The organism is Arthrobacter sp. SLBN-53, assembly GCF_006715585.1.
Lineage (GTDB): Bacteria > Actinomycetota > Actinomycetes > Mycobacteriales > Mycobacteriaceae > Mycobacterium > Mycobacterium neoaurum_A.
Window position 1 is genome coordinate 1,223,535 of sequence record NZ_VFNN01000001.1, and the last position, 22,287, is coordinate 1,245,821.

Genomic DNA, 22,287 nt, shown 5'->3' on the forward strand with positions numbered 1-22,287 from the left:
TCGGCGGTGGGAATACTGTGGATCGCTGTGCGTGAAGAACTGGTGTGGATCGACTGCGAGATGACCGGGCTCGATCTGAAGTCCGACAAGCTCATCGAGATTGCCGCGTTGGTCACCGATGCCGACCTCAACGTCCTCGGCGACGGTATCGACGTGGTGATCCACGCCGAGGCCGAGGACCTGTCCGGCATGGTCGAGGTGGTCGCCAAGATGCATGCGAACTCCGGGCTGGACAAGGAGGTGCTGGCTTCCGACATCGACCTCGCCACCGCCGAGACGATGGTGCTGGACTACATCCGCAGCCATGTGAAGACGGCCAAAACCGCTCCGCTGTGCGGCAATTCGATCGCGACCGACCGCGGTTTCATCGCCCGCGACATGCCGACCCTGGACAACTACCTGCACTACCGGATGATCGACGTCAGCTCGATCAAGGAACTGTGCCGACGCTGGTACCCGCGGATCTACTTCGGTCAGCCCGAGAAGGGTCTGGCCCACCGGGCGCTGGCCGATATCCACGAGTCCATCCAGGAGCTCAAGTACTACCGGCGGACCGCGTTCGTGGCCGCGCCCGGGCCCTCGACCAGCGAGATCGCGGCGGTCGCCGCCGAGCTGGGCCCCCGCGGCAGCGCGCCGAACCAAACCGATTCGGTGTAACGACCCTCATGCGGTTAAGATCGTCAGCGCCGCTCACGCGGCAATGGTGGCTGTAGTTCAGTTGGTAGAGCACCAGGTTGTGATCCTGGCTGTCGCGGGTTCGAGTCCCGTCAGCCACCCGGTAACGGGAACGCCGCCCACTCAGGTGGGCGGCGTTTTCGCGTTCGAGGTCCCGGTTCGGAGAAAAAGCGGCGCGTTTCCACATTTCCGTCACGCACCCGCAGGATGATCAGGCAGGTGGGGACCTCCAAGACCGTCGCAGGCCTGGCATGCCTGGCGCTGCTGGCGGCCGGCTGCGGCACCGCGGTCTCCAGCGGGCCCACCGTCGTGCGCGACGCACCCACCCGACTGATCGACCGTGACGTGCCGTGGGCGCGGGTGGGCTCGGGTTGGACGCTGGCCACCTGGGCCGAGACCCCCGACACGACCACACTGACGCTGGTCAGCCCGGCCGGTGACCGGCATCGGATCACCGAACTGGCCGCGAACTATCGGCTCACCGACTGGTCCGGCGACGGCAGGCGCGCACTGTTCAGCTCCAGCGATTACGACTCGGGCACCTATGGCACCACGACGCTCACCGAACTGGACCTGAGCACCGGCGCCACCACGGTCACCACCATGGAGGGACGCATCGCGGCCCGCTACACCCGGCCCACCGGCAAGGCCCTGTTCGTCACCGACGAGGACCGCAGGACCCTGCGCCGTGTCGACCTCGACGGCGTCGAGCAGCTCTCCTACGCCACCGACCGGCTCGGGGCGGCGGGCAGTTTCAACGGCCACCACCTGGCCAGCATCGACGGCACCCTGCTGGTGCTCGGCGCCGACAAGGGCCTGGCCGTCGTCGGCAACAACGGCCGGTTACGCGACCACCTCGATCTGCCGGGGCCGAACACCAACTGTGTGCCGGTGCGCTGGTGGAACAGCGGCTCCGTGCTGGCCCGCTGTTCGGATGTGGAGCTGATCGGCAATCAGTTGTGGCAGATCCCGCTGGACGGGTCGACACCGACCGCGCTCACCGCGTTCAGCACGGGCCGCCGCGATGACTACGGCGATGTGGCGGCCTGGCGGTTGCCCGAGGGCGCGTTCTTCCAGTCGCTGGGCGCGTGCGGAGCCACCTCGCTGGTGCGCCGCGATGCGCTGCTGGCGGTGCCCGGAGTGGACGCCGGCAAATCCGTGGTGGTCGTCGGCGCCAGCGGCGGGACGCTACTGCTCCGGGTCACCGATTCCTGCGGACCGGGTATCGCCCTGATCGCTTTTGACACCGCCGCCGGGACCTCTCGGGTGCTGTTGGGTCCCCCGGCCACCGCGGGCCGGGTGTCGGCGGCGCTGGCATTCAGCGACGACCGGTAGCGATGAGTAGTGCCCGCGGGGGCGGTCTACACAACGACACACTTCGTGGAGGGAGACAACATGACCGCCAAACCACCGGTGGTGGACCAGGACACGTGGCGCACGGCGTTGGAGGACCTGCGCCGACGGGAGAAGGCCGCCACCCGCGAGCTCGACGCCATTGCCGCCGAGCGCCGCAGACTTCCGATGGTCGAGCTGCCCGAGTACGTCTTGACCGGAGCCGACGGCCCGGTCCGGCTGGCCGACGTGTTCGCCGGGAAAGCACAGCTGATCACCTACCACCACATGTGGAGTGACGGGGCGCAGTGGCAGTGCGGCGGGTGCACCGGTTTCACCTCGCAGTTCACCCGGCTGGATTTCCTGGACAACTACGACGCACGCTTCGTCATCGTCACCAACGGGCCGATCGAGGAGGCACTGGCCTACCGGGACAGGGTCGGTAATGCGATGGAGTGGTATTCGGCGGCCGGCACCGGCTTCGGTGCCGATGTGGATGCCGCGCCCGGCGAGGGATTCGCGGTGAATGTCTTCATGCGCGACGGGGACAAGGTCTACCGGACCTGGCACACCAACGGTCGCGGCACCGAACAGCTCAGCCATTCGTTCGCGCTGATCGACCTGTTGCCGTGGGGCAGACAGGAGGAGTGGCTGGACTCCCCCGCGGGTTGGCCGTCGCGTCCGACATACTCCGGATGGTTGGACAGCCCCGATATCGCACGTCTCTACGGAAAGGGTTCCGCGCAGTGAGCACCACCGAGCGTTATGTCGTCACCCGCACCATCCCCGCCGCACCCGACCGCATCTTCGCCGTGCTGTCCGACCCGACCCGCCACCAGGACACCGAGCCCAGCGATTGGGTGCGCGACGCGGTCAGCCAGCAGCCCATCACCGAGGCCGGGCAGATCTTTGTGGTCAACATGTTCAAGGATTTCGTCGGCGGGCACTACGTGATGCACAACCTGGTGACCGATTTCGAACACGACCGCCGGATCGGTTGGCAGCCCGGACAGCTCGATGAATCGGGTCAGCATCAGCCCGGCGGATGGTCCTGGCGGTATGACCTGGCCCCCAACGGAGACGGCACCGACGTCACCATCACCTACGACTGGTCGGGCACCCCGCAGAGCTTCCGCGACCAGGTCGGCAGCATGCCCCCGTTCGGGCCGCAGTACCTCGAACAATCCCTGGCGGCCCTGGAGCGCTCGACGGTCTAGGTGCTGGCGTTTCCGGCCTTCCACTGCGGCCACGGGATGTTCCAGTCCCCCAGTCCGTCGGTGCCGGGAAGCACCGAACCGACCGTGCCGACCACCTCGACGATGTCACCGCGTTTGGTGTTCTCGTAGAACCACTGCGCATTCGCGGTGCTGACGTTGAGGCAGCCGTGGCTGACGTTGCTGTAGCCCTGGCTGCCCACCGACCACGGCGCCCCGTGCACGTAGATACCGCTGTAGGACATCTGCGTGGCGTAATCCACCTCGGTGCGATATCCGTTGGGCGAGTTGACCGGGACGCCATAGGTCGACGAGTCCATCACCAGCTCGGCGAACCGGTCACCGATGATGTAGGTCCCGTTGTTGGTCGGGGTGCTGTCCTTGCCCATCGAGATCGGCATGGTCTTGATCACCTCGCCGTTGCGCCGGACGGTCAGCGTCTTGGTCGAGTCATCGGCCGTCGCAATTAGCTGGTCGCCGATGGTGAAGTCGGTGCTCGCGTTGTCCTGGCCGAACAATCCGTCACCCAACTGGACGCCGTAGGTGTTGACGGCCACCTCGACCTTGGTGCCGGGCTTCCAGTATTGGGCTGGGCGCCAACGGACTTCGCGATTGTTCAGCCAGTAGAAGGCACCTTCGACCTTGGGCGTCGTGGTGACCTTGATGGCCTGCTCCGCGGCGGACCGGTTGGCGATGTTCTCGTCGAAGCGGATGGCGATCGGCTGGCCGACGCCGACGACCTCGCCCTTGTTGGGCAGCACATAGGGCATGGTCAGGTTCTTCGGCGAGTGCGTCTCGAAGGTCATCTGCGTCGACGCCGCGCCGGCCAGCCCCTGGGAGCTGGCCGTCAGTGTGTAGCTGGCGTTGTAATCCAGCGGATCGGTGGTCGACCAGGTCAGCCCGTCCTTGCTTAGCTGACCTGCCACCGCCGAGCCGTTCTCGTCGACGAGGTTCACCGACCCGAGCACTCCGCCCTCGGTGCTCACCGTCACCGGCTCTTCGACCGTCACGCCGACGGCACCATCGGTCACCGAAGCGCTCAGCTTGGGCACCAGCAGATCACCGAAGGGGGTGCCCTTGTCGGCGATGGTCCTCGGTTGTTCGGGGGCCTGTTGAGAGCTACAGGCGCTCAGCGCGATTGCGGCCACCAGCCCCACTGCGATCGCGGTCCCCCACGTCCTTGCTCGACGTACGCCCACCCGCGGCGAATCCTGCACCATACTTCTAGCCCCACCTCATGCCACGGACCCGCTGGGTCACAAACTTCCTGGCGATAGTCTAAGGGAACCGCCGACAACCGGTCGGCCGACGAGCGCATAAACCGGCTCTGTAATGCGGATTTCACCTCTGCGCGCCGGTGCTGTTATTGTTTCATCCGCGCGCCGTTAGCTCAGTTGGTAGAGCAGCTGACTCTTAATCAGCGGGTCCGGGGTTCGAAACCCTGACGGCGCACCAACGCAAAGGCCCTGCTTCGGCAGGGCCTTTGTCGTTTAGGGCGTTGGCAGAAGCGTTGCCCACACCAGTCGTTGAGCTCGGACGCTCAGCGCTCCCCGCGCAGCGCCCGGCTGATCCTGCCCGCCGCGTCGCGGACCTTCGCTCCGAGATCGTCGAAACGTTCGGCGCAGATGCGGCTGGACGGCCCGGACACCGACAGCGCGGCGACCGGCCCTGCCGGCCCCACGATCGGGGCCCCGAGGGAGGAGATGCCGACCGAGAGCCCACCCTCGTTCACCGAGTACCCCCGCTCGCGAATCTCGTTGACCACCGCGCGGATCCGGTCCGGATCGGTGAGGGTGTCCGGCGTCTGGGCCGGCAGCGCGCCGGACAGGTAGCGATCGAGGTAATCCGGTTCGCACGCGGACAGGTACGCCAGCCCGGTGGCCGAGGCGTGCAGTGCGATCCGCTCGCCGAGCGCCAGGAACGCGCGCAGCCGGTGCGGGGTGTCCAGGCGCTCCACCAACACCAACGAGTCCCCGTCGGGCGCGGCGAGGTGGACGGTCTCGGTCGTCGCCAACTGCAGCTCGTTCATCACCGGCAGCGCGATATCGCGCAGACTCTCCCCGCCGCCGGCGCGGCCGACCACCGCCACCACGCGGTAGGTCAGCTGCCAGCGGGTCGGGGTGGTGTCCGTCGGTCGCAGCCAGCCCACTTCCTGCAGGGTCAACAGAGTCCGCTGCACCGTGCTCTTGGGCAGTTCGACCCGGCGAGCCAGTTCGGACAGGCCCACCGGCTGCGCCTCGGCGACCGCCTCGAGTACCCGAAATGCCGATACGACGCTTTCTGTGGCCAAGGTTGCCTCCCTGCATTGATGTGAGTTAGGTTACAGCAGTTCGGTCTACCAGACGAACCATTGGTCCATCCTACGGACCGATGTTCCCAACTGACAACAAAACCGGCAGCAAAAGCCAACAGGAGGTGCTCGCCGTGACGGCACAACTGGTCGCACTCGGGATATTCATCGCGGTGTTCGCGATCGCCGCCATCCGCAACGTCAACATCGGCATAGTCATGTTTCCCGTCGCCTGCGTGGTGGGACTCTGGCTGGCCGACCTGAGCCTGAGCCAGGTCATCGGCGAGTTCCCGTTGAGCATCCTGGTGCTCCTGGTCGGGGTGACCTACTTCTTCGGTATCGCGCACAGCAACGGCACCATCGAATGGCTCATCCAGGCCTCGCTCGCGCGAGTGGGCAACCGGGACACCCTGTTCCCCGCGGTGTTCTTCGCGCTCACCGCCGTCATCTCGGCCATGGGCGCACCGCTCGGCGGCCTGGTGATGGCGCCGATGGGCATGAGCATCGCGCACAAGCGCGGTATCGATCCCATGTTGATGGCCCTGGCCATGGGCGCCGGCCTGAGCGCCGGAGCCTTCGCACCAACCAGCCTCTTCGGCATCATCACCTGGGGCACCGCCAACGAAGCCGGTATCGCGCTGAGCCCGCTGCTGCTCTTCGGTGTCGCGCTGGCACTGAACCTCGTGCTGCTCGCGGTGGCCTACGTGATGTTCGGCCGCAAGAAGGTCATCACCGCCCAGGCGCCCGCCTTCAGCGAGGCCATGGTCGCCCGCGGTGCGGCCCTGCCCCAGTACGGCGGCTCCACCCTGGATATCGGCGACGGCGACACCCCAGGGGACGACGATGAGTTGCCCGCCCCCGAACGTCCCACCGGGATGCAGATGTTGACCATCGCGATGATGGTGGTGCTCGTCGGCGCGGTGGTGGTGATGTCACTGATGGGCCTGACACCCGATATCGGCGTGCTCGGCTACGGATTGGGTGCTGTCGCCGCCCTGCTCGACGCCTCCTCGGGCAAGAAGGCGATGAGCCGGATCGACTGGGGTTCGGTGCTTCTGGTCGGCGGCATCATCACCTACGTCGGTGTGCTGACCGAGATGGGTGTGGTCGACATGCTCGGCGAGGGTGCGGTTCATCTCGGCTCACCCCTGGTGGCCGCGGTGCTGCTGTGCGCGGCGGCCGGCCTGATCTCGGCCTTCGCCTCCACCACCGGCATGCTGGCCGCCCTTGTGCCGCTGGCCCTTCCGCTGATCGCCGACGGTGGAATACCCGGCTGGGCGCTGATCTGCGCCATCGGTGTGTGCGCATCCATCGTCGACGTCTCCCCGTTCTCCACCGTCGGGGCCACCTACGTGGCGACCACCGTCGACGAGGATGCCCGGCCCCGGATGACCAAGCTGCTCACCCGGTGGGGGCTGTCGATGGTGGTGGTCGGACCGGTGGTCCTGACCCTCGTGCTCATCGTGCCCGGGATGGTCTTCTCATGACCGGCCCCCTGCTGCGCGCATTGCTCGACGACGACCTCGCCGATGATGATCAGATGATCTCCATCGACGGGCACTCGTTGTCGCGCAGACGACTTCGTGAGATCGCATCGTCCTTCGGTGCCGATCTGCGCGCCGGCAGCCCCGCCCCGGTGGTGGCCGTCGACGCCGAACCGACGCTGCGCACCGTCGTGGCGGTCACCGGCTGTCTGCTCGCCGGCATTCCGGTGGTGCCTGTGCCACCGGACGCCGGACCGGCCGAGGTGAACCACATCCTGGCCGACTCCGCGGCCACCGTGTGGGTCGGCGCTGCGCGCCAGGGTGTCGAGCTGCCCGTCGCCGTGCCCGACCACGACCGGACACCGGCCACTGAACTGGAACCTGTTGACCCGCAGCAGGTTGCGATCATCCTCTACACCTCCGGAACGACCGGCGCGCCGAAGGGTGTGCTGTTGAGCCACCATGCGATCGCCGCCGGTCTGGACGGGCTGGCGCAGGCCTGGGCGTGGACATCGGCCGATACCGTGGCCCACGGCCTCCCGCTGTTCCACACCCACGGCCTGATCCTCGGCGTGCTGGGATCACTTCACATCGGCTCGCGGCTGGTCCACACCGGCAGACCGACCCCGCAGCGTTACGCCGAGACCGCCGCCACCATGTACTTCGGCGTGCCGACGGTCTGGACCCGCATCACCCGCGACGAGCAGTCCGCCACGGCGCTGTCCTCGGCGCGGCTGTTGGTCAGCGGCAGCGCTCCGTTGCCGGTGCCGGTGTTCGAGCGGCTGCGCGAGCTGACCGGGCACGCCCCGGTCGAGCGGTACGGCATGACCGAGACCATGATCACGCTGAGCACCCGCGCCGACGGTGAACGACGCCCGGGCTGGGTGGGCCTGCCGATCACCGGTGCGCAGACGCGCCTGCGCGCCGACGACGGCAGCTCGGTCCCCCACGACGGAGAATCGATCGGCCGACTCGAGGTCCGTGGCCCCATGCTTTTCGACGGATACCTCAACCTGCCCGCGGTCACGTCATCGTGCTGGACCGAGGACGGTTGGTTCGTCACCGGCGACCTGGCCGCGATCGACGAGCACGGCTACCACCGCATCGTGGGTCGGGAGTCGGTGGACCTGATCAAATCCGGCGGCTACCGCATCGGCGCCGGGGAGATCGAGACCTCGCTGCTCGCCCTGCCCGAGATCTCCGAGGTCGCGGTGATCGGCGCACCCGATGACGACCTCGGACAGCGAATCGTCGCCTTCGTCGTCACCGACTCCCCGACCGCCGGCGAGGTGCTGGCCGAGGAACTCATCGCCCACGTCGCCGAGGACCTGTCCTGGCACAAGCGTCCCCGCGAGATCCGATTCGTCACCGCCCTGCCACGCAACGCGATGGGCAAAATCCAGAAGAAAGCACTGATGTGAGCACCCAGGCACCTGTCGACCACTACGCCCGCCACCTCGGCATCGTCGTCCAGAACTTCGACAACGGTTCGGCGACCGCTTCGCTGACCGTCGGTCCGGAACACCTGAATCCGCACGGGACCGCACACGGCGCGCTGTTGTTCAGCGTGGTCGGCGCCGCGCTGGCGGCCGCGGCGAACAACTCCACCCACAGCGGCGTGGTCAGCTCGATCCACATCGACTATCTGGCACCCGCGCGCGAAGGAGACGCGTTGGTGGCCTCCGCCTCGGTCGACGAGCGGCTCGCTCGCGAGGACATCTTTGTCGTACGACTCGTGAACACCGCGGGCGGCACGGTCGCCCGCGCGACCGGTAGGGCCACCCGCCGCGCCAAACATTCCACCCCGTGACAAACATGGCGGATAAAGCACGCGCAACACGACACGCCGTGTAAGAATTCAATCCGTTATCGAATTGCAGTGTCCGCTATATTATTTCCCGCTCCGTAAATAAAAGTGGCTTGATTCGTCGAATTGAATTTCCCGGCCGAATACCGGCCGGTGGCGCAGTGACAGATCCGCCGGGGTACCGGGAAGGAGCGGGATGGTGCGCTCGACTCGAACGCCTACGCGCCCGTTGCTGTTATCCGTTCTGGCACTGTTCTGCCTGGGCACCGCCGCCTGCGGCATCCGGGTCGAGAACATCGCGGCGCCGGTGCAACTCCCCGCGGCGACCGGCACGTCGGCGCTGCGCGACCCGGCCGCAAGCGTGATACTGACTCCCTGCATTCCGGGCGACGGTCGACCGCACGCCGTTTCCGAAATCGGCGTGATGCTCCTCGGCGAAGACCTTTATGCCGTCGATTGCGAACACCGCGTCAATTCCGGCACCGTTCCCACAGCGCGTACCGATAAAGACGTCAACGCCGATCTTGCGATCACCGACGAATTGGTCAGCGCGGTGTTGGTCGGCACCGGCGGGTTCGGTTATCAACCGGTCATCGGCCTGTCGGGCTGACCTCCGTCGGCCCGCCGTGATTGCGGACCGTTGCGGCCAGAGTGGACAAAGTTGCCGCTCGATGCCGTCATCCTCTTCGCGCCGAATGTGCTGAGATCGTGCCATCACGCGCAGTTGTTGACCTGCGAAGGCAGCGCACAGTGCGCCATCGGCGGTAAAAACCCAGGTAGTTCGCGCAAAAACCAGCAAACGCGGCTACCGCGGTCATGCTAGGCTCAAGTTAGCTGACTGCCGAGAGATCGAGTGTCAGCAATGTGTCGGGGGACGAAACGAGGTATTAGCTGATGCCGAGCGATAGCGCATCAAGGCCGGCGGCCGCCACATCCGAGGCCGCCGCAGCCACCGTGAGCGCCGTGGATGTCATCAGTTGCAGCCGCCTCGGCCGCACCGCCAATCCACCGACCAGGTCGATCCTGGACTGGTGGCGGTCACGCCGCCATCGCTACGACGCCGTCAGCGGCGCCTGATCCCCCGGATCACCAGCACCACCACGACCACGCCGACACCGGCCAGCGATATCAGCACCGGCGGCTTCGTCACGAACGCCAGCGCCTTGGCCTTGGCATCATCGGCAAGCCGCTGGGGGTTCGCGCGCACGGCCAGTGAGTCCACCGTCGCCGCCAGCTGATCACGAGCCTGGTCGATGTCCTTCTTGATCGCCTCGGGATCCCGATCAGCCACTGTGTCCTCCATGTCGTCGGCGTACCGAATTACCCTAGAGCAGCCGGAGCCGACCACGTTGCCCCGGTCGTGAAAGAAAGGCACATCCACCCATGGCACAGACCCCTCGGCTGGCAGTCGGCGACAAGGCACCGGACTTCAGCCTTCCCGACGCCGACGGCAACACCGTTGCGTTGTCCGACTTCGCGGGCCGCAAGGTGATCGTGTACTTCTACCCGGCCGCATCCACCCCCGGCTGCACCAAGCAGGCCTGCGATTTCCGGGACAGCCTGGCAGAACTCAACGAGGCGGGTCTGGACGTCGTCGGCATCTCACCCGACAAGCCCGAGAAGCTGGCAAAGTTCCGCGACGCCGAGGGACTGACCTTCCCGCTGCTGTCGGATCCGGACAAGAAGGTGTTGACCGCCTGGGGCGCGTTCGGCGAGAAGAGCATGTACGGCAAGACCGTGCAGGGGGTCATCCGCTCGACGTTCCTCGTCGACGAGAAGGGCGTCATCGAGGTGGCCCAGTACAACGTCAAGGCCACCGGCCACGTCGCCAAGCTGCGCCGCGACCTATCGGTCTGAGCCGAGGGCCTGCAGGAAGAGTGCCTCGGAAGTCGCGGCGCGCTCCAGCACGCCAAGGTCCAGGCTCTCGTTGATGCTGTGCGCCTGGGTGCCGGGATCCTCCACTCCGGTGACCAGGATCTCGGCGTCCGGGAAGGCCGCGGCGAACTCGGCGATGAACGGGATCGACCCGCCCATGCCCATATCGATGGGTTCGCGACCCCACGCGGTGCGGAACGCCTGCCGGGCCGCCTCGTACACCGGTCCCGTGGCATCGATGGCGTACGGCTGACCGATATCACCGGGGGTCACCGTGACCCGGGCGCCCCACGGCGCGTGCGCCTGCAGGTGTCGGGTCAGCGCGGCGAGGTGTTCGCGGGCGTCCCCGCCGGGTGCCACCCGCATGCTCACCTTTGCCCGGGCGCTGGGCACCAGGGTGTTCGACGCCTTGTCGATCGGCGTGGTGTCGATCCCGATCACCGTGATCGCCGGGCGCGCCCACATCCGTTGCACCACCGGACCCGAACCGATCTGCTGCACCCCGTCGAGCAGGCCGGAATCGGCGCGCACCCGCTCGTCGCTGAACTCGACCTCGGCGGCCGCGGCTTCGTACAGTCCCTCCACCGCGACATTGCCCGCATCGTCGTGCAGGCTGGCCAGCAGCCGCACCAACGCGCTCAGCGCATCCGGCACCACCCCGCCCCACAGCCCGGAATGCAGACCGTGATCCAGCGTCGACACCTCCACGACACAGTCGGCGAGCCCGCGAAGCGAGACCGTCAGCGCCGGGATGTCGACCGCCCAGTTGTCGGAGTCGGCGATGATGATGACATCGGCGGCCAGCAGGTCATGATGTGCCGCCAACAACGCCGTCAGAGATGGCGAGCCGGACTCCTCCTCGCCCTCGACGAACACCGTGACCCCCACGGGGAGTTCGTCCCCGAAGGCCCGGATGGCCGCCAGATGTGTTGCGATACCGGCCTTGTCGTCGGCGGTGCCGCGGCCGTAGAGCCGGCCGTCACGCTCGGTGGGTTCGAACGGCGGCGAGTGCCACTGCGTCGCGTCACCCTCGGGTTGCACATCGTGGTGGGCATACAGCAGCACCGTCGGCGCACCCTCGGGTGCCGGGCGACGGGCGATCACGGCGGGAGCGCCGCCTTCGGCAACGATCTGGATATCGTCGAAACCGGCCTGTGACAACAACGTTGCCGTCAGCTCGGCGCTGCGGTGCACCTCCGGCCTGCGGGCCGGGTCCGCCCAGACGGACTCGATGCGGACCAGATCCTCCAGATCGGCCCGCACCGAGGGCAACAACTCACGGACACGCGCGGCAACATCGGTCATGGCTCAAGGCTAGTCCGCTGCCGTCGCCCCACGAGCGGGCACAAACTCCCGCCCGCGGGCGGCGTGTCCGGCAACAGACACGCACGCTCGCGGGGGACGGGAGATCAGGCCTCGAGGATCGCCACCGCCGCGGCGGTGTCCGCCTCATGGGTCAGCGACAGGTGGATCGTCACGTCCTTGAGGTGCTCGGCGATCGCACCGGTCAGGCGGACCTTGGGCCGCCCCCACATATCGGTGACCACCTCGATATCGCGGTGGATCCCCTCGGGCAGCATCGGCCGCTTGGAGAACCGCGAGCCCGACCAGGCCTTGATCACGGCCTCCTTGGCCGCCCACCGCGCCGCGAGGTGACGCGCCGCCGACGAACTCTTGTCCGCGGCGTCGCGCCTCTCCCCCGGTGTGAACGTCTCGGCGAAAACCGTTCCCGGCTGGTCGACCTGCTCGGCGAAATCCGGTATCGAGACCAGGTCGATCCCTACTCCAACGATGCCCATTCCGGAAACGGTATCCGACGTCTGTTCGCTCACTTCGCGTAGTGGTTGTCAGCGCCGAGGCGGGCCTCGGGATCGAGCAGCATCGCCGCCTCCTGAGGCTTCTCCGGGCCGTCCCCGCCGAAGCGGCGATCGGCAGGCTTTTCGTACAGCGCGGGTCCGCCGGCGATGGCCGACGCCAACCGATGCTGACCGTCCAGCACGCGGGCGTTGGCCCGGGCCTGGTAATCGGCCCGCTGATCGGCGGGCAGGGCCGCAAGCAGCGCCTGCGGGTGCACCAGCGCCACCAGACCGGACACGTGCCCGAAGCCCAGGCTGGTCACCAGACCGGCCTTGATCGGGAACTTCTCACCAAGATGCAGCGCCTCGCGCAACCACACGAAGTGCTTGGCATGGTCCAGCTCGCTGTCGACGCAATCCAGGCTGCGGTTCGGCGGGATGACACCGTCACGCAGGATCTGGCACAGGCCCATCATCTGGAAGGCCGCCGCACCGCCCTTGGCGTGCCCGGTCAGGCTCTTCTGGCTGACCACGAACAGCGGCGCGCCCTTGGACCTGCCCATCGAGGCGGCGAGCCGCTCATGCAGCTCGGTCTCGTTGGGATCGTTTGCCAGCGTGGAGGTGTCGTGCTTGGAGATCACCGCGATGTCATCGGCACCGACGCCCAGCTCGGCCAGCGAACGGGCCAAGCGGGACTGCGTGCCGCCGAGACCGGATGCCAGCGCACCGAGCCCGGGAGCCGGGATCGAGGTGTGCACACCGTCGCCGAAGGAGGAGGCGTAGCCCACCACTGCGAGCACCGGCAGACCCATCTGCACCGCGAGGTCGCCGCGGGTCAGCAGAATCGTTCCGCCACCCTGGGATTCGACGAACCCGAGGCGCCGACGATCGTTGGCGCGGGAGAACTTCGAATCGCTGATTCCCTTGGCGCGCATGACCTCGGTATCGGCGGTGGCCGACATGTCACCGAAGCCGGTTACGGCCTCCAGCGTCAGGTCGTCGTATCCGCCGGCGACCACGAAATCGGCCTTGCCCAGCTTGATCTTGTCGACGCCCTCCTCGACCGACACCGCCGCCGTCGCGCAGGCCGCGACCGGGTGGATCATCGAGCCGTAGCTGCCGATGTAGGACTGCACGACGTGGCCGGCGAAGACGTTCGGCAACACCTCCTGCAGGATGTCGTTCGGCTTGCTCTGACCCAGCAGGTTGCCGTGGAACATCCGCTGCATGGACGTGAGCCCACCGATACCGGTGCCCTGCGTGCAGGCCACCAGGCTCGGATGCACCCAGCGCATCAGCTCGGCCGGGGTGAAGCCCGCGGTCAGGAACGCATCCACCGTGGTGACCAGGTTCCACAGTGCGAGACGATCGACCGAACTGGCCATGTCCTGGCTCACGCCGTACACGGTCGGGTCGAACCCGGTCGGCACCTGGGCGCCGACGGTGCGCGACATCTTGGCCTTGCGCGGCACCCGGATCTCGGTGCCCGCCTTGCGGGTCACCAGCCAGTCACCACTGTCGGGGACCGGCGCGATCACGGTGTGTTCCGGATCGGACTGGGCGAAGCCGCGGGCGTCGCTCTCCGAGGACACCACGAAGCTGAAGTCCTTGTCGAGGAACACCGAAACCAGCAGCGGCGTGGTGTGATCGGCGGTGATGGCACCATCGTCGACGAACTCGCGGATGCCGACCTTGGCCACCACGGCGTCGTGGTAGCGCTCGACCAGTTCGGATTCGTCGACCAGGTCACCGGTCGCGGTGTCGTACCAGCCCGGCTTGGGATCGTCTTCCCACTTGACCATTCCGGTGGTCCAGGCCAGCTCCAGGACGCCGGCCGCGGACAGCTCGCCGTCGACCTCCATCTCGAAGCGGGTCCGCGACGAACCGTACGGGCCGAGTTCGGCACCACCGACGATGACGACCATGTCGGCCGGATCGACGTCCAGATCGTCCCAGGCCGGAGCCGGGGCCGCCTGGTAGCCGCGCGGCGGCGAGGGCAGCGCCCGGATGGTCCCGGCCTCGTCCTCGTCGTCCTCGTCGGAACCGGCCGAGGCCATCTCCTCACGAGCCTTGGCGGCCAACTCGGCCATGTCGATCTCGATCTCGCCGAGGCCGCCGGTCATGTCGACCTGGATCGGCTCACGCGCGGCGGCGACCTTGGAGTTGATATCGCACAGCGACAACAACATCGAGGCCATCTCTTCGGTCGTGTAGGTGGTCAGACCCGCCTCTTCGACCGCGCCGACGATCGCATCGTTGTGACCCATCAGGCCGGTGCCCTTGGTCCAGCCGATCAACGCGTGCGCCAGCGAAACCCGCTGGCTCCACGAGGATTCGGCCTTCCACCGGGTGACGACGGCGTCGAGGGCCGCCTTGGCCTCGCCGTAGGCGCCGTCCCCGCCGAACATGCCGCGGTTGGGCGAACCCGGCAGCACGACGTGCAGGCGGGATGCGATATCGCGCTCCGAGCCGATGTGCGACAACCCGGCGATGAGCCGCTGAATGGCCCACAGCAAGACCTTCATCTCCATCTCGGAGCGCGCGCCCGCCTCCGACAGGTCCCCGCTGACCCGCGGTGCGGCGAACGGGAACAGCAGCGTCGGGTTCTGCGCATCCTTGAGGTGGATGGCCTTGGGCCCCAGGTTCTCGGTCTGCTCACTGCCGACCCACTCCACCAATGCGTCGATATCGGCGTAGGAGGCCATATTGGCGGGCACCACCCACAGCGTCGCGTTGAAGCGGGCACTGTCGCGATACAGCTTGCGGTAGAACGCCAACCGGTCATCGTCCAGGCGTGAGGTGGTCGCGATCACGGTCGCGCCGCCCTCCAGCAGCTGGGCGACCACCGATGCGGCGATCGAGCCCTTGGAGGCACCGGTCACGACGGCCACCTCTCCTGCGTAGCCACCCTTGTCAGGGTTCTCCGCACCGGCGGCGGCCCGGCCGTACAGCGCCGCGTGGACGTTGCGGCCGGCAGCCAGGGCCTTGCCCTGCCACCAGCTGGCCTGCGTGCCGACAACGTTGCCCGCACCCTCGAAACGCTCGGACAACCGCTGCCAGTCGGAGTCGATCTCGCTCTCGTCGAGCAGCCACAGCCGGGCCAGATCCTCACGGGCGCTTGCCCACCGGTCGTCGAACACGACGGCCTTGCGGGCGTCGAACACCGGGGAGACCAGACGCGGCCAGTCCGATCCGAGTTCGGTGGTCACCAAGTCGATCAGATCGGCGTCGCTGACGGTCTCCGGAGCGCTGACCGGGCTGTCGAGCCCCAGCTGGCCCAGGATGGTGCGGGCCGCGTTGGCCAGCACACCGTTGGGTCCGGTGACCTGCTCGGCGAATTCGCCGAGGGCTGCCGAGTCGACGACACCACCACCGGCGGCGCCGGAGGACGGCAGGCTGACCGGGATGCCCTTGCGCGCACCGACCGCGGTGACCGCGGCATCGATGACCTTGTCGACCGAGGCCGCATCGGCCAGGGCGCCCTCGTGCAAGCCGCCCATGTTGCCACCGCGGACGCTGGAGCCCTCGCGGGTGCCCAGCGCAACCTCGGCGGTCACGTGCTTGGCCCAGCCCGGTCCCAGTTCCCATGTCTTGGCGACACGTTCGGCGATGTAGGCCGGGCGCTTGCCCGAGGGGCCGAAGACGGTCCGCAGCTGATCGTTGATCGAATCCGACAGCACCGGGCCGAACGGCTTGTAGGTGCGGGCCAGCTTGGTCACCTGCGCCTTGAGACCGGACAGATCGGCCTCGGCGGCGCCGTCGATGGCGCCGAGGTTCAGCTCGGAGCCCAGGTCGACCAGCATCTGGTTGCGGCGCGAGGACGCGCCGTCGGTGATCGACTCGATGGAGTCCAGCGGTTCGATCTGGTCGATGCGCATCTTCGCTGCCAGCGCGATGAGCACCAGCGTGGCATCGGCCGCGTCGAAGGTGATGTCGTCCGGGCGCGGTCCACCCGACGGTGCGGCCGCGGGGGCCGGGGCAGCGGCCGGAGCCGCTGCCGCGGGCGCCGATTCGGGAGCCGAGGCAACCGCTGGGATCTCCTCGACCTCGGGCTCGGGATCGGTGTCGGTGGCGAACAGCACCGCGGCGTCACGCTCGGCGTTGAGCACCTCGGTGGTGCTGTGCGAGTACTCCGGCAACTTCAGCGTGTTGGTCGCCAGGCCGGCCACCGTCGGCGCGGTCTTCACACCGATCTCGACGAACCGCTCGACACCGAGGCCACCGGCGGCCTCCTCGATGAACAGCAGGTCCTGGGTCTCGATCCAACGCACCGGGCTGGCGAACTGCCAGGCCAGCAGCTCGATGACGATCTTGCGCATCAGCTCACGCGGACGCTCGTTGCGCCAGGTGTCGTAATCGGCGAGCACCTCGTCCAGCGGCTCGGCGGGCACCAGATCGCGGATCTCCTGGATGAAGTCACGATCCAGGGTGAACGGACGCGGCACCAGGTTCGGGATGTACTTGCCCACCAGCAGTTCCGGGTCGGCATCGGTGGGCATCACGCGCTCCAGCGAGCGCCGGAAGTCGGCGACACCGACACGCAACACCTCGGAGTGGAACGGCACGTCGATACCGGGAACCAGGATGAACGATCGCTTGCCGCCGCTGATCTCGCGCCGCCGCTCGATCTCCTCCTCCAGGGCCTCCAGCCCGCGAACCGTGCCGGCGATGGCGTACTGCGAGCCACGCAGGTTGAAGTTCACGATCTGTAGGAATTCCCCGGTGCGCTCGGAGATCTCGGCGACGAAGGCGGTGACGTCGTCATCGTCGAGATCGATCTGCGACGGCCGGATCGCGGCCAGCCGGTAGTTGGACCGGCCCTTCTCGTCGCGCGGGACGATGTCGTGCATCTTGGAGCCGCGGTGGAACACGACCTCCAGCAGGGCCGGCAGTTCGTAGACGCCCGAGACACAGGCCAGCGCGGTGTATTCACCGACGGAGTGACCGCAGGCGATGGCACCCTCGACGAAGGCGCCCTGCTCGCGCATCTCGGCGACCTGCGCGGCCGCCACGGTGGCCATGGCGACCTGGGTGAACTGCGTCAGGTACAGCACGCCCTCGGGATGGTGGTAGTGCACACCGGAGGCGATCAGGCTGGTCGGGTTGTCCTTGACCACGTGCAGCACCGAGAAGCCCAGCGTGTCGCGGGTGAACTTGTCGGCGATGTCCCACACCTTGCGGGCGGCCTTGGACCGGGCCCGGACCTCCATGCCCATGCCCTTGTGCTGAATGCCCTGACCGGGGAAGGCGTACACCGTCTTCGGCGCGGCCAGCTGTGCCGAGGCGGCCATCACCAGATCGCCGCCGACCTTGGCGGTCACCTCGATGATCTCCGCGCCGCGGTCGATGCCGACCCGGTCGACACGGAACTCGATCTCGTCGCCCGGTAGCACCATGCCCAGGAAACGGGAGGTCCAGCCCACCAGACGGGCCGGCGGGGTGGCGCGGCCGTCGGTGGCGGTGACGACGTGCTGCGCGGCGGCCGAGAGCCACATGCCGTGCACGATCGGGCCCTTCAGGCCCGCGAGAAGCGCTGCGGCGCGGTCGGTGTGGATCGGGTTGTGGTCACCGGACACCACGGCGAACGCGCTCATATCGGTGGGCGCGGTCATGGTGACGTCCCGACGACGGCGACGCGGGGTGTCGGTCGCGTTGTCGGTCATCGCACCACCGGCGCGAATGGGATCCTCCAACTCGACGGCGCCGGTGCGTCCACGGATGGCGAAACGCTCGACCAGACGGGCCAATTCGGTGCCCTGCGCGTCACTGATGACGACCTCGACCGGCACGACACGGCCGACCTCGGTGTCGATGGCGGCCGAAGCCGTTGCGGTGACGGTCAATTCGGCGGCGTCCTTGGGCATCGGCGCCAGCAGGTGGGCGGCGTGATCCAGGTGCACCAGGCTCAGCAGGCCTTCGATGACCGGGAATCCGGCGTCGGTGACCGCGGCGCCGATGGTGGCGAACACCGCGGGCCAGCACTTGCCGACCAGGGCGTCCGGAACCAGGGTCAGTCCGGGGGCCAACGGGGCGCCGAAGGTGGCCGTGACACCGGTGTGGTCGGCGACCTCCTCGGGATCCCAGCCGACGGTGACGGTCGCGGTGTTGTCCACGACGGCCGGCAGCGCGTCGACGCCGTCGACGCCGGCAGCGATGGCCAGCACCGCGCGCATGGCCGCGGCGGCATCCTCGGTGGTGACGACCGGCATACCACCGTTGACGGTGGCGGCGGGCAGCGTGAGCTTGATGTCGATCCAGATGTCGCTCAGCGGAACGCTCAGCGTCACACCGTCATCGGTGAGCTCGAGGCGCGAACCGGTGGACGGGTGTGTCGCGGCGCGGTTCTCGTTGACCTGCCATTCGCCCGGGGCGCCGATCCTGTGCACCGGGTTGATCGCGGTGCGACCCGCCCACAGCACGTCGGGCGAATCCAGCACCACGGCAATGGGTCCGGTGGCACCGGGATTGGCCTGCCGGCGCGAGACGACCGGCACCGGGGTGGCGCCGGAGGCGACGACCTCGTCGATGGCGGCCTGCTCGAAGCGGTCGAGCAGTTCACCGACGGGCTCGTCGACGCGGGTGATACCCGCGACTGCGGCGGTGCCGGGGATGATGCAGACCTGGTCGGCGGTGTAGCGGGCGTCGTGTGCCTGCCATAGCGAGTCGCTGCGCCACCAGCGGCGGACGTCCTTGTCGATCACCGGCACGAAGTTCACCGGCTTGCCCGGTGTCTTGCACAGCGTGACGAAGAACGGGACGTCGGCCGGGTGCAGCTTGAGGGTCTCGGCGTCCGGGTACCGGTTGAGCAGCGTGTCGACGGCGGCGGCCGGATGCTCCAGCAGCGCAACACCTTCGGGGCTCTTGGCGAACAGGGTGTCGATCGGGCCGGAATCCTTGGGATGCAGGCGGGCCTCGGCGCGCTTGAGCATCTCCTCGAAACGGTCGCGCCAGGTGATGTCCAGCCATGGCGAGTCCTCGGACTTGGTGTCCGCGGTCGAGTCGCCGTCGCCGATGGCCAGTTCCACGTAGCGGTCCAGCCACTGCAGGTAGGTCATGTCGGCGAGGTCACCGAAGTACGGCTTGGCGGTGTCGGCCATCGCGGCGATGATCTCGTCGCGGCGCTCGGCCACGGCGTCGGCGTCACCGGCGACATCGTCGAGCAGCCGGCCGCAGCGGGAGGCGGTGTTGTCGATCTCGTGGATGTCGGCACCGAGCTGGCTACGCCCGGATGCCATGCCGCCCTGGGCCTTTCCGGCGCCCACCCAGACATCGGTGCCCTTGGTGTCGACCAGCAGCTGCTTGACAGCCGGCGAGGTGGTGGCCTCAAGGGTGGCCATCGCGGCGGTGCCGACGAGGATGCCGTCGACCGGCATGAGCGGGAAGCCGTAGGTCTGCGACCACCGGCCGGCCAGGTAGTCGGCGGCCCGCTCGGGGGTGCCGATGCCGCCACCGACGCAGATGGTGATGTTGGACAGCTTGCGCAGGTCGGCGTAGGTGCTCAGGAGCAGATCGTCGAGGTCCTCCCACGAGTGGTGACCACCGGCGCGGCCGCCCTCGATATGGGCGATGACGTCCTTGTCGGGCACCTCGGCGGCGATCTTGATGACGGACTTGATCTGGTCGACGGTGCCCGGCTTGAACACCACATGGGTGATGCCGATCTCGTTGAGCTCCTCGATCAGCGCGACGGCCTCGTCGAGCTCGGGGATGCCCGCGGTGACGACGACACCGTCGATGGGCGCACCGGACTGGCGCGCCTTCTGCACGATGCGCTTGCCGCCGAGCTGCAGCTTCCACAGGTAGGGGTCCAGGAACAGCGAGTTGAACTGGATGGCCCGGCCCGGCTCCAACAGCTCGGCCAGGTCCTCCAGGCGGTCCTCGAAGATCTTCTCGGTGACCTGGCCGCCGCCTGCCAGCTCGGCCCAGTGTCCGGCGTTGGCGGCCGCGGCGACGATCTTGGCGTCCACGGTGGTCGGGGTCATCCCGGCCAGCAGGATCGGCGACCGGCCGGTGAGGCGGGTGAACTTGGTGGACAGTTTCACCGAGCCGTCGGGCAGGGTGACCGTCGACGGCGCGTAGCTGGTCCACGGGGCGGGCACCTCGGGCACCGCGCCGACGGTGAACAGGCTGCGCTGGCCCGCGCGGGTGGCGGCGGGCACGATGCCGATGCCGAGTCCGCGGATGACCGGCGCGGTCAGTCGGGTGACGGTGTCGGCCGGGCCGAGGTCGATGATCCAGCGGGCGCCCGCGGTGTGCAGCGCCTCGACGTCGGAGACCCAGTCGATCGGGTTGACGAAGATGGACTCGGTCATCGCGTGGGCGAGTTCGGTGTCGATGCCGATCTTGGCGGCCCAGCGATCGACCAGCGCGACACCGTCGGCCAGGCGCGGGGTGTGGAAGCCGACCTCGACCTGGATGGGGTTGAAGACGGGCGCGAACACCGCGCCACCGCGCAGCTTGTTCTTGCGCTCGGCCTCTTCCTTCTCGGTGATCTTCGAGCAGTACAGCTCGAAGCGACCGAGCTGTTCGGGGGTGCCGGTGATGACCACCGAGCGGCGGCCGTTGCGGATCGAGAGCACCGGGGGCAGCACGGTGCGCACGTCGGTGGAGAAATCTTCGAGCAGCTCGGCGATCCGGTCCGGATCGACATTGGTCACCGAGACCATCGGCGACTTGTCACCGCGCCCGACCATGCCGCGCCGGCGCGAGACCAGGGAACCGGCGGCACCGATCAGCTGCAGCAGGGCGAGCAGCTCCGCGTCGCGGGTGCCCTTCGCCTTGAGCGACTCGACGCCGAGGATGCCCTGGGAGTGGCCGGCCATGGCCACCGGCGGGGTGCCCATCAGGTCCAGCCCCTGACGGGTCAGGGCGCGGATGGCGGCCATCTGGGTCAGCAGGATGCCGGGGCCGGAGATGGCGGCGGTGGTGAGCTGCTTGGTGTCGGGCAGCGGCTCCTCGGCCGCCAGCGCGCGAACCCACTGCAGCGGCTCGAAGCCGATCGGGCGGACGACGACGAGCTCCCGGGCGACCGGCTCGAGCAGCAGTGCCGCCTCGCCGACCAGTTCGCTCAGCTCGGACTCGATGCCGGCGGAGCTGACCAGCTCCTCCAGGCTCTCCAGCCACGCGCCACCTTGGCCGCCGAATGCGACGGCATACGGCTCGCCGGCATTGAGCAGGTCGACCAGAGCGTGCGCGCCACCCAACGAACCATCCTTCAAGCCGTTCTTACCGGCCGTCACCCTGTCGTGTTCGTTGATCGTCACGTCGTGTTCTCTCCCTCGGTGCAGTCTTTGTCACGCACTCGCGCTTGTCGTACCCGTGTGCCGCGCCGTCGCGGCGGGAAGCGAATCGGTCCCCCGCGGTCCGACCCGTCCTGTGGTCTGTGGTCTGCTGACGATTCAGCTCTGAATCGTCGGCGGGCCGGTGTCCGTCCGGGGCTGTCCGGGAATCATTTGAATCCGGTCCTGGACGTGTCCGACGGCCAATCCCGCCCCACTAAGAGTGTCATAAGGATCGGGGTCGTTTTTCGCGTTCAAATGGTTACTGGCGAGTTCTACGCCCGGGTAACCAGATGTTGGGTAACGACGGTCACAAGCGCGTTCAAACGCGTCCGGGACAAACGTCCTGCATGCGGGTGGTTACGGTCGAGTAGCTATAACTTCCCAGATCAGCGCTATGCCGTTATCAAATCGTTATCTAAGAATTCCGTGGTCTCCGTCTCCGCTCGGCGCGGTGACGACCGCCGCCGGGAAATGACACTCGGACCCAAAGTGCCCACTGTCGCGATATGGATAGTTTGCGGAGTTTGCTGGAA

Annotated in this window: 16 protein-coding genes and 2 tRNA genes; 12 read left to right on the forward strand and 6 right to left on the reverse strand. The window is 67.8% G+C overall.

Features of this window, described 5'->3' with window-relative positions:
* The first annotated feature begins 27 nt into the window (after positions 1–27).
* The 5 genes from orn (at position 28) to FBY28_RS05825 (ending at position 3,224) form a co-directional block, all read left to right on the forward strand.
* The gene (gene orn, locus FBY28_RS05805) at positions 28–657 is read left to right on the forward strand and encodes an oligoribonuclease (RefSeq protein WP_031601619.1); all 630 of its coding nucleotides are present in this window, start codon (positions 28–30) and stop codon (positions 655–657) included.
* Between the two features lie 46 nt (positions 658–703).
* Positions 704–776, forward strand: a tRNA-His gene (locus tag FBY28_RS05810).
* A gap of 118 nt (positions 777–894) precedes the next feature.
* Positions 895–2,010: a hypothetical protein gene (locus tag FBY28_RS05815; RefSeq protein WP_141865061.1), complete on the forward strand. Its 1,116-nt coding sequence runs from the start codon at positions 895–897 to the stop codon at positions 2,008–2,010.
* 60 nt (positions 2,011–2,070) lie between these two features.
* Positions 2,071–2,757 carry a DUF899 domain-containing protein gene (locus FBY28_RS05820; RefSeq protein ID WP_141865063.1) on the forward strand — a complete coding sequence of 229 codons (687 nt, stop codon included), beginning with the start codon at positions 2,071–2,073 and terminating at the stop codon, positions 2,755–2,757.
* Positions 2,754–3,224, forward strand: a complete 471-nt coding sequence (locus tag FBY28_RS05825) for an SRPBCC family protein (RefSeq protein ID WP_141865065.1) — start codon at positions 2,754–2,756, stop codon at positions 3,222–3,224. Before FBY28_RS05820 ends, FBY28_RS05825 begins: the two co-directional genes overlap by 4 nt.
* Here FBY28_RS05825 and FBY28_RS05830 read toward each other — a convergent pair.
* The gene (locus FBY28_RS05830; RefSeq protein ID WP_286177784.1) at positions 3,221–4,369 is read right to left on the reverse strand and encodes a L,D-transpeptidase; all 1,149 of its coding nucleotides are present in this window, start codon (positions 4,367–4,369) and stop codon (positions 3,221–3,223) included. The two genes, FBY28_RS05825 and FBY28_RS05830, sit on opposite strands and share 4 nt — an antisense overlap.
* A gap of 231 nt (positions 4,370–4,600) precedes the next feature.
* Here FBY28_RS05830 and FBY28_RS05835 point away from each other — a divergent pair.
* A tRNA-Lys gene (locus FBY28_RS05835) sits at positions 4,601–4,676 on the forward strand.
* A gap of 85 nt (positions 4,677–4,761) precedes the next feature.
* Here FBY28_RS05835 and FBY28_RS05840 read toward each other — a convergent pair.
* Positions 4,762–5,511, reverse strand: coding sequence for an IclR family transcriptional regulator (locus FBY28_RS05840; protein ID WP_141865067.1), 750 nt, complete (start codon positions 5,509–5,511; stop codon positions 4,762–4,764).
* Between the two features lie 134 nt (positions 5,512–5,645).
* On the opposite strand from FBY28_RS05840, the gene FBY28_RS05845 reads away from it, so the two are divergent.
* The 5 genes from FBY28_RS05845 to FBY28_RS05865 all read left to right on the forward strand — a co-directional run bounded on the left by FBY28_RS05845 (position 5,646) and on the right by FBY28_RS05865 (position 9,879).
* Complete coding sequence (locus tag FBY28_RS05845) at positions 5,646–6,998, forward strand: SLC13 family permease (RefSeq protein WP_174241545.1); 1,353 nt, start codon at positions 5,646–5,648, stop codon at positions 6,996–6,998.
* Entirely contained in the window at positions 6,995–8,416 is a 1,422-nt protein-coding gene (locus FBY28_RS05850; RefSeq protein WP_141865069.1) for an acyl-CoA synthetase, read from the forward strand. Before FBY28_RS05845 ends, FBY28_RS05850 begins: the two co-directional genes overlap by 4 nt.
* Positions 8,413–8,805: a PaaI family thioesterase gene (locus tag FBY28_RS05855; protein WP_141865071.1), complete on the forward strand. Its 393-nt coding sequence runs from the start codon at positions 8,413–8,415 to the stop codon at positions 8,803–8,805. The genes FBY28_RS05850 and FBY28_RS05855 overlap by 4 nt, the downstream gene beginning before the upstream one ends.
* A 193-nt stretch (positions 8,806–8,998) precedes the next feature.
* A complete protein-coding gene (locus FBY28_RS05860) occupies positions 8,999–9,412 on the forward strand; it encodes a hypothetical protein (RefSeq protein WP_141865074.1) in 414 nt (137 codons plus the stop codon).
* A gap of 284 nt (positions 9,413–9,696) precedes the next feature.
* Complete coding sequence (locus tag FBY28_RS05865; RefSeq protein ID WP_141865076.1) at positions 9,697–9,879, forward strand: hypothetical protein; 183 nt, start codon at positions 9,697–9,699, stop codon at positions 9,877–9,879.
* On the opposite strand, the gene FBY28_RS05870 is transcribed toward FBY28_RS05865, so the two are convergent.
* A complete protein-coding gene (locus FBY28_RS05870) occupies positions 9,866–10,093 on the reverse strand; it encodes a DUF3618 domain-containing protein (protein WP_141865078.1) in 228 nt (75 codons plus the stop codon). The two genes, FBY28_RS05865 and FBY28_RS05870, sit on opposite strands and share 14 nt — an antisense overlap.
* Before the next feature lie 92 nt (positions 10,094–10,185).
* Between FBY28_RS05870 and bcp the strand changes: the two genes are divergently transcribed.
* Complete coding sequence (gene bcp / locus FBY28_RS05875; protein WP_019511616.1) at positions 10,186–10,659, forward strand: thioredoxin-dependent thiol peroxidase; 474 nt, start codon at positions 10,186–10,188, stop codon at positions 10,657–10,659.
* Here bcp and FBY28_RS05880 read toward each other — a convergent pair.
* The 3 genes from FBY28_RS05880 to FBY28_RS05890 form a co-directional block, all read right to left on the reverse strand.
* On the reverse strand, positions 10,648–11,982 hold the full coding sequence (locus FBY28_RS05880; protein ID WP_141865080.1) for a dipeptidase: 1,335 nt from the start codon (positions 11,980–11,982) through the stop codon (positions 10,648–10,650). The two genes, bcp and FBY28_RS05880, sit on opposite strands and share 12 nt — an antisense overlap.
* 104 nt (positions 11,983–12,086) lie before the next feature.
* Complete coding sequence (gene acpS / locus FBY28_RS05885) at positions 12,087–12,476, reverse strand: holo-ACP synthase AcpS (RefSeq protein ID WP_019511614.1); 390 nt, start codon at positions 12,474–12,476, stop codon at positions 12,087–12,089.
* A gap of 29 nt (positions 12,477–12,505) precedes the next feature.
* A complete protein-coding gene (locus FBY28_RS05890; RefSeq protein WP_141865082.1) occupies positions 12,506–21,736 on the reverse strand; it encodes a type I polyketide synthase in 9,231 nt (3,076 codons plus the stop codon).
* Positions 21,737–22,287: the final 551 nt, after the last annotated feature.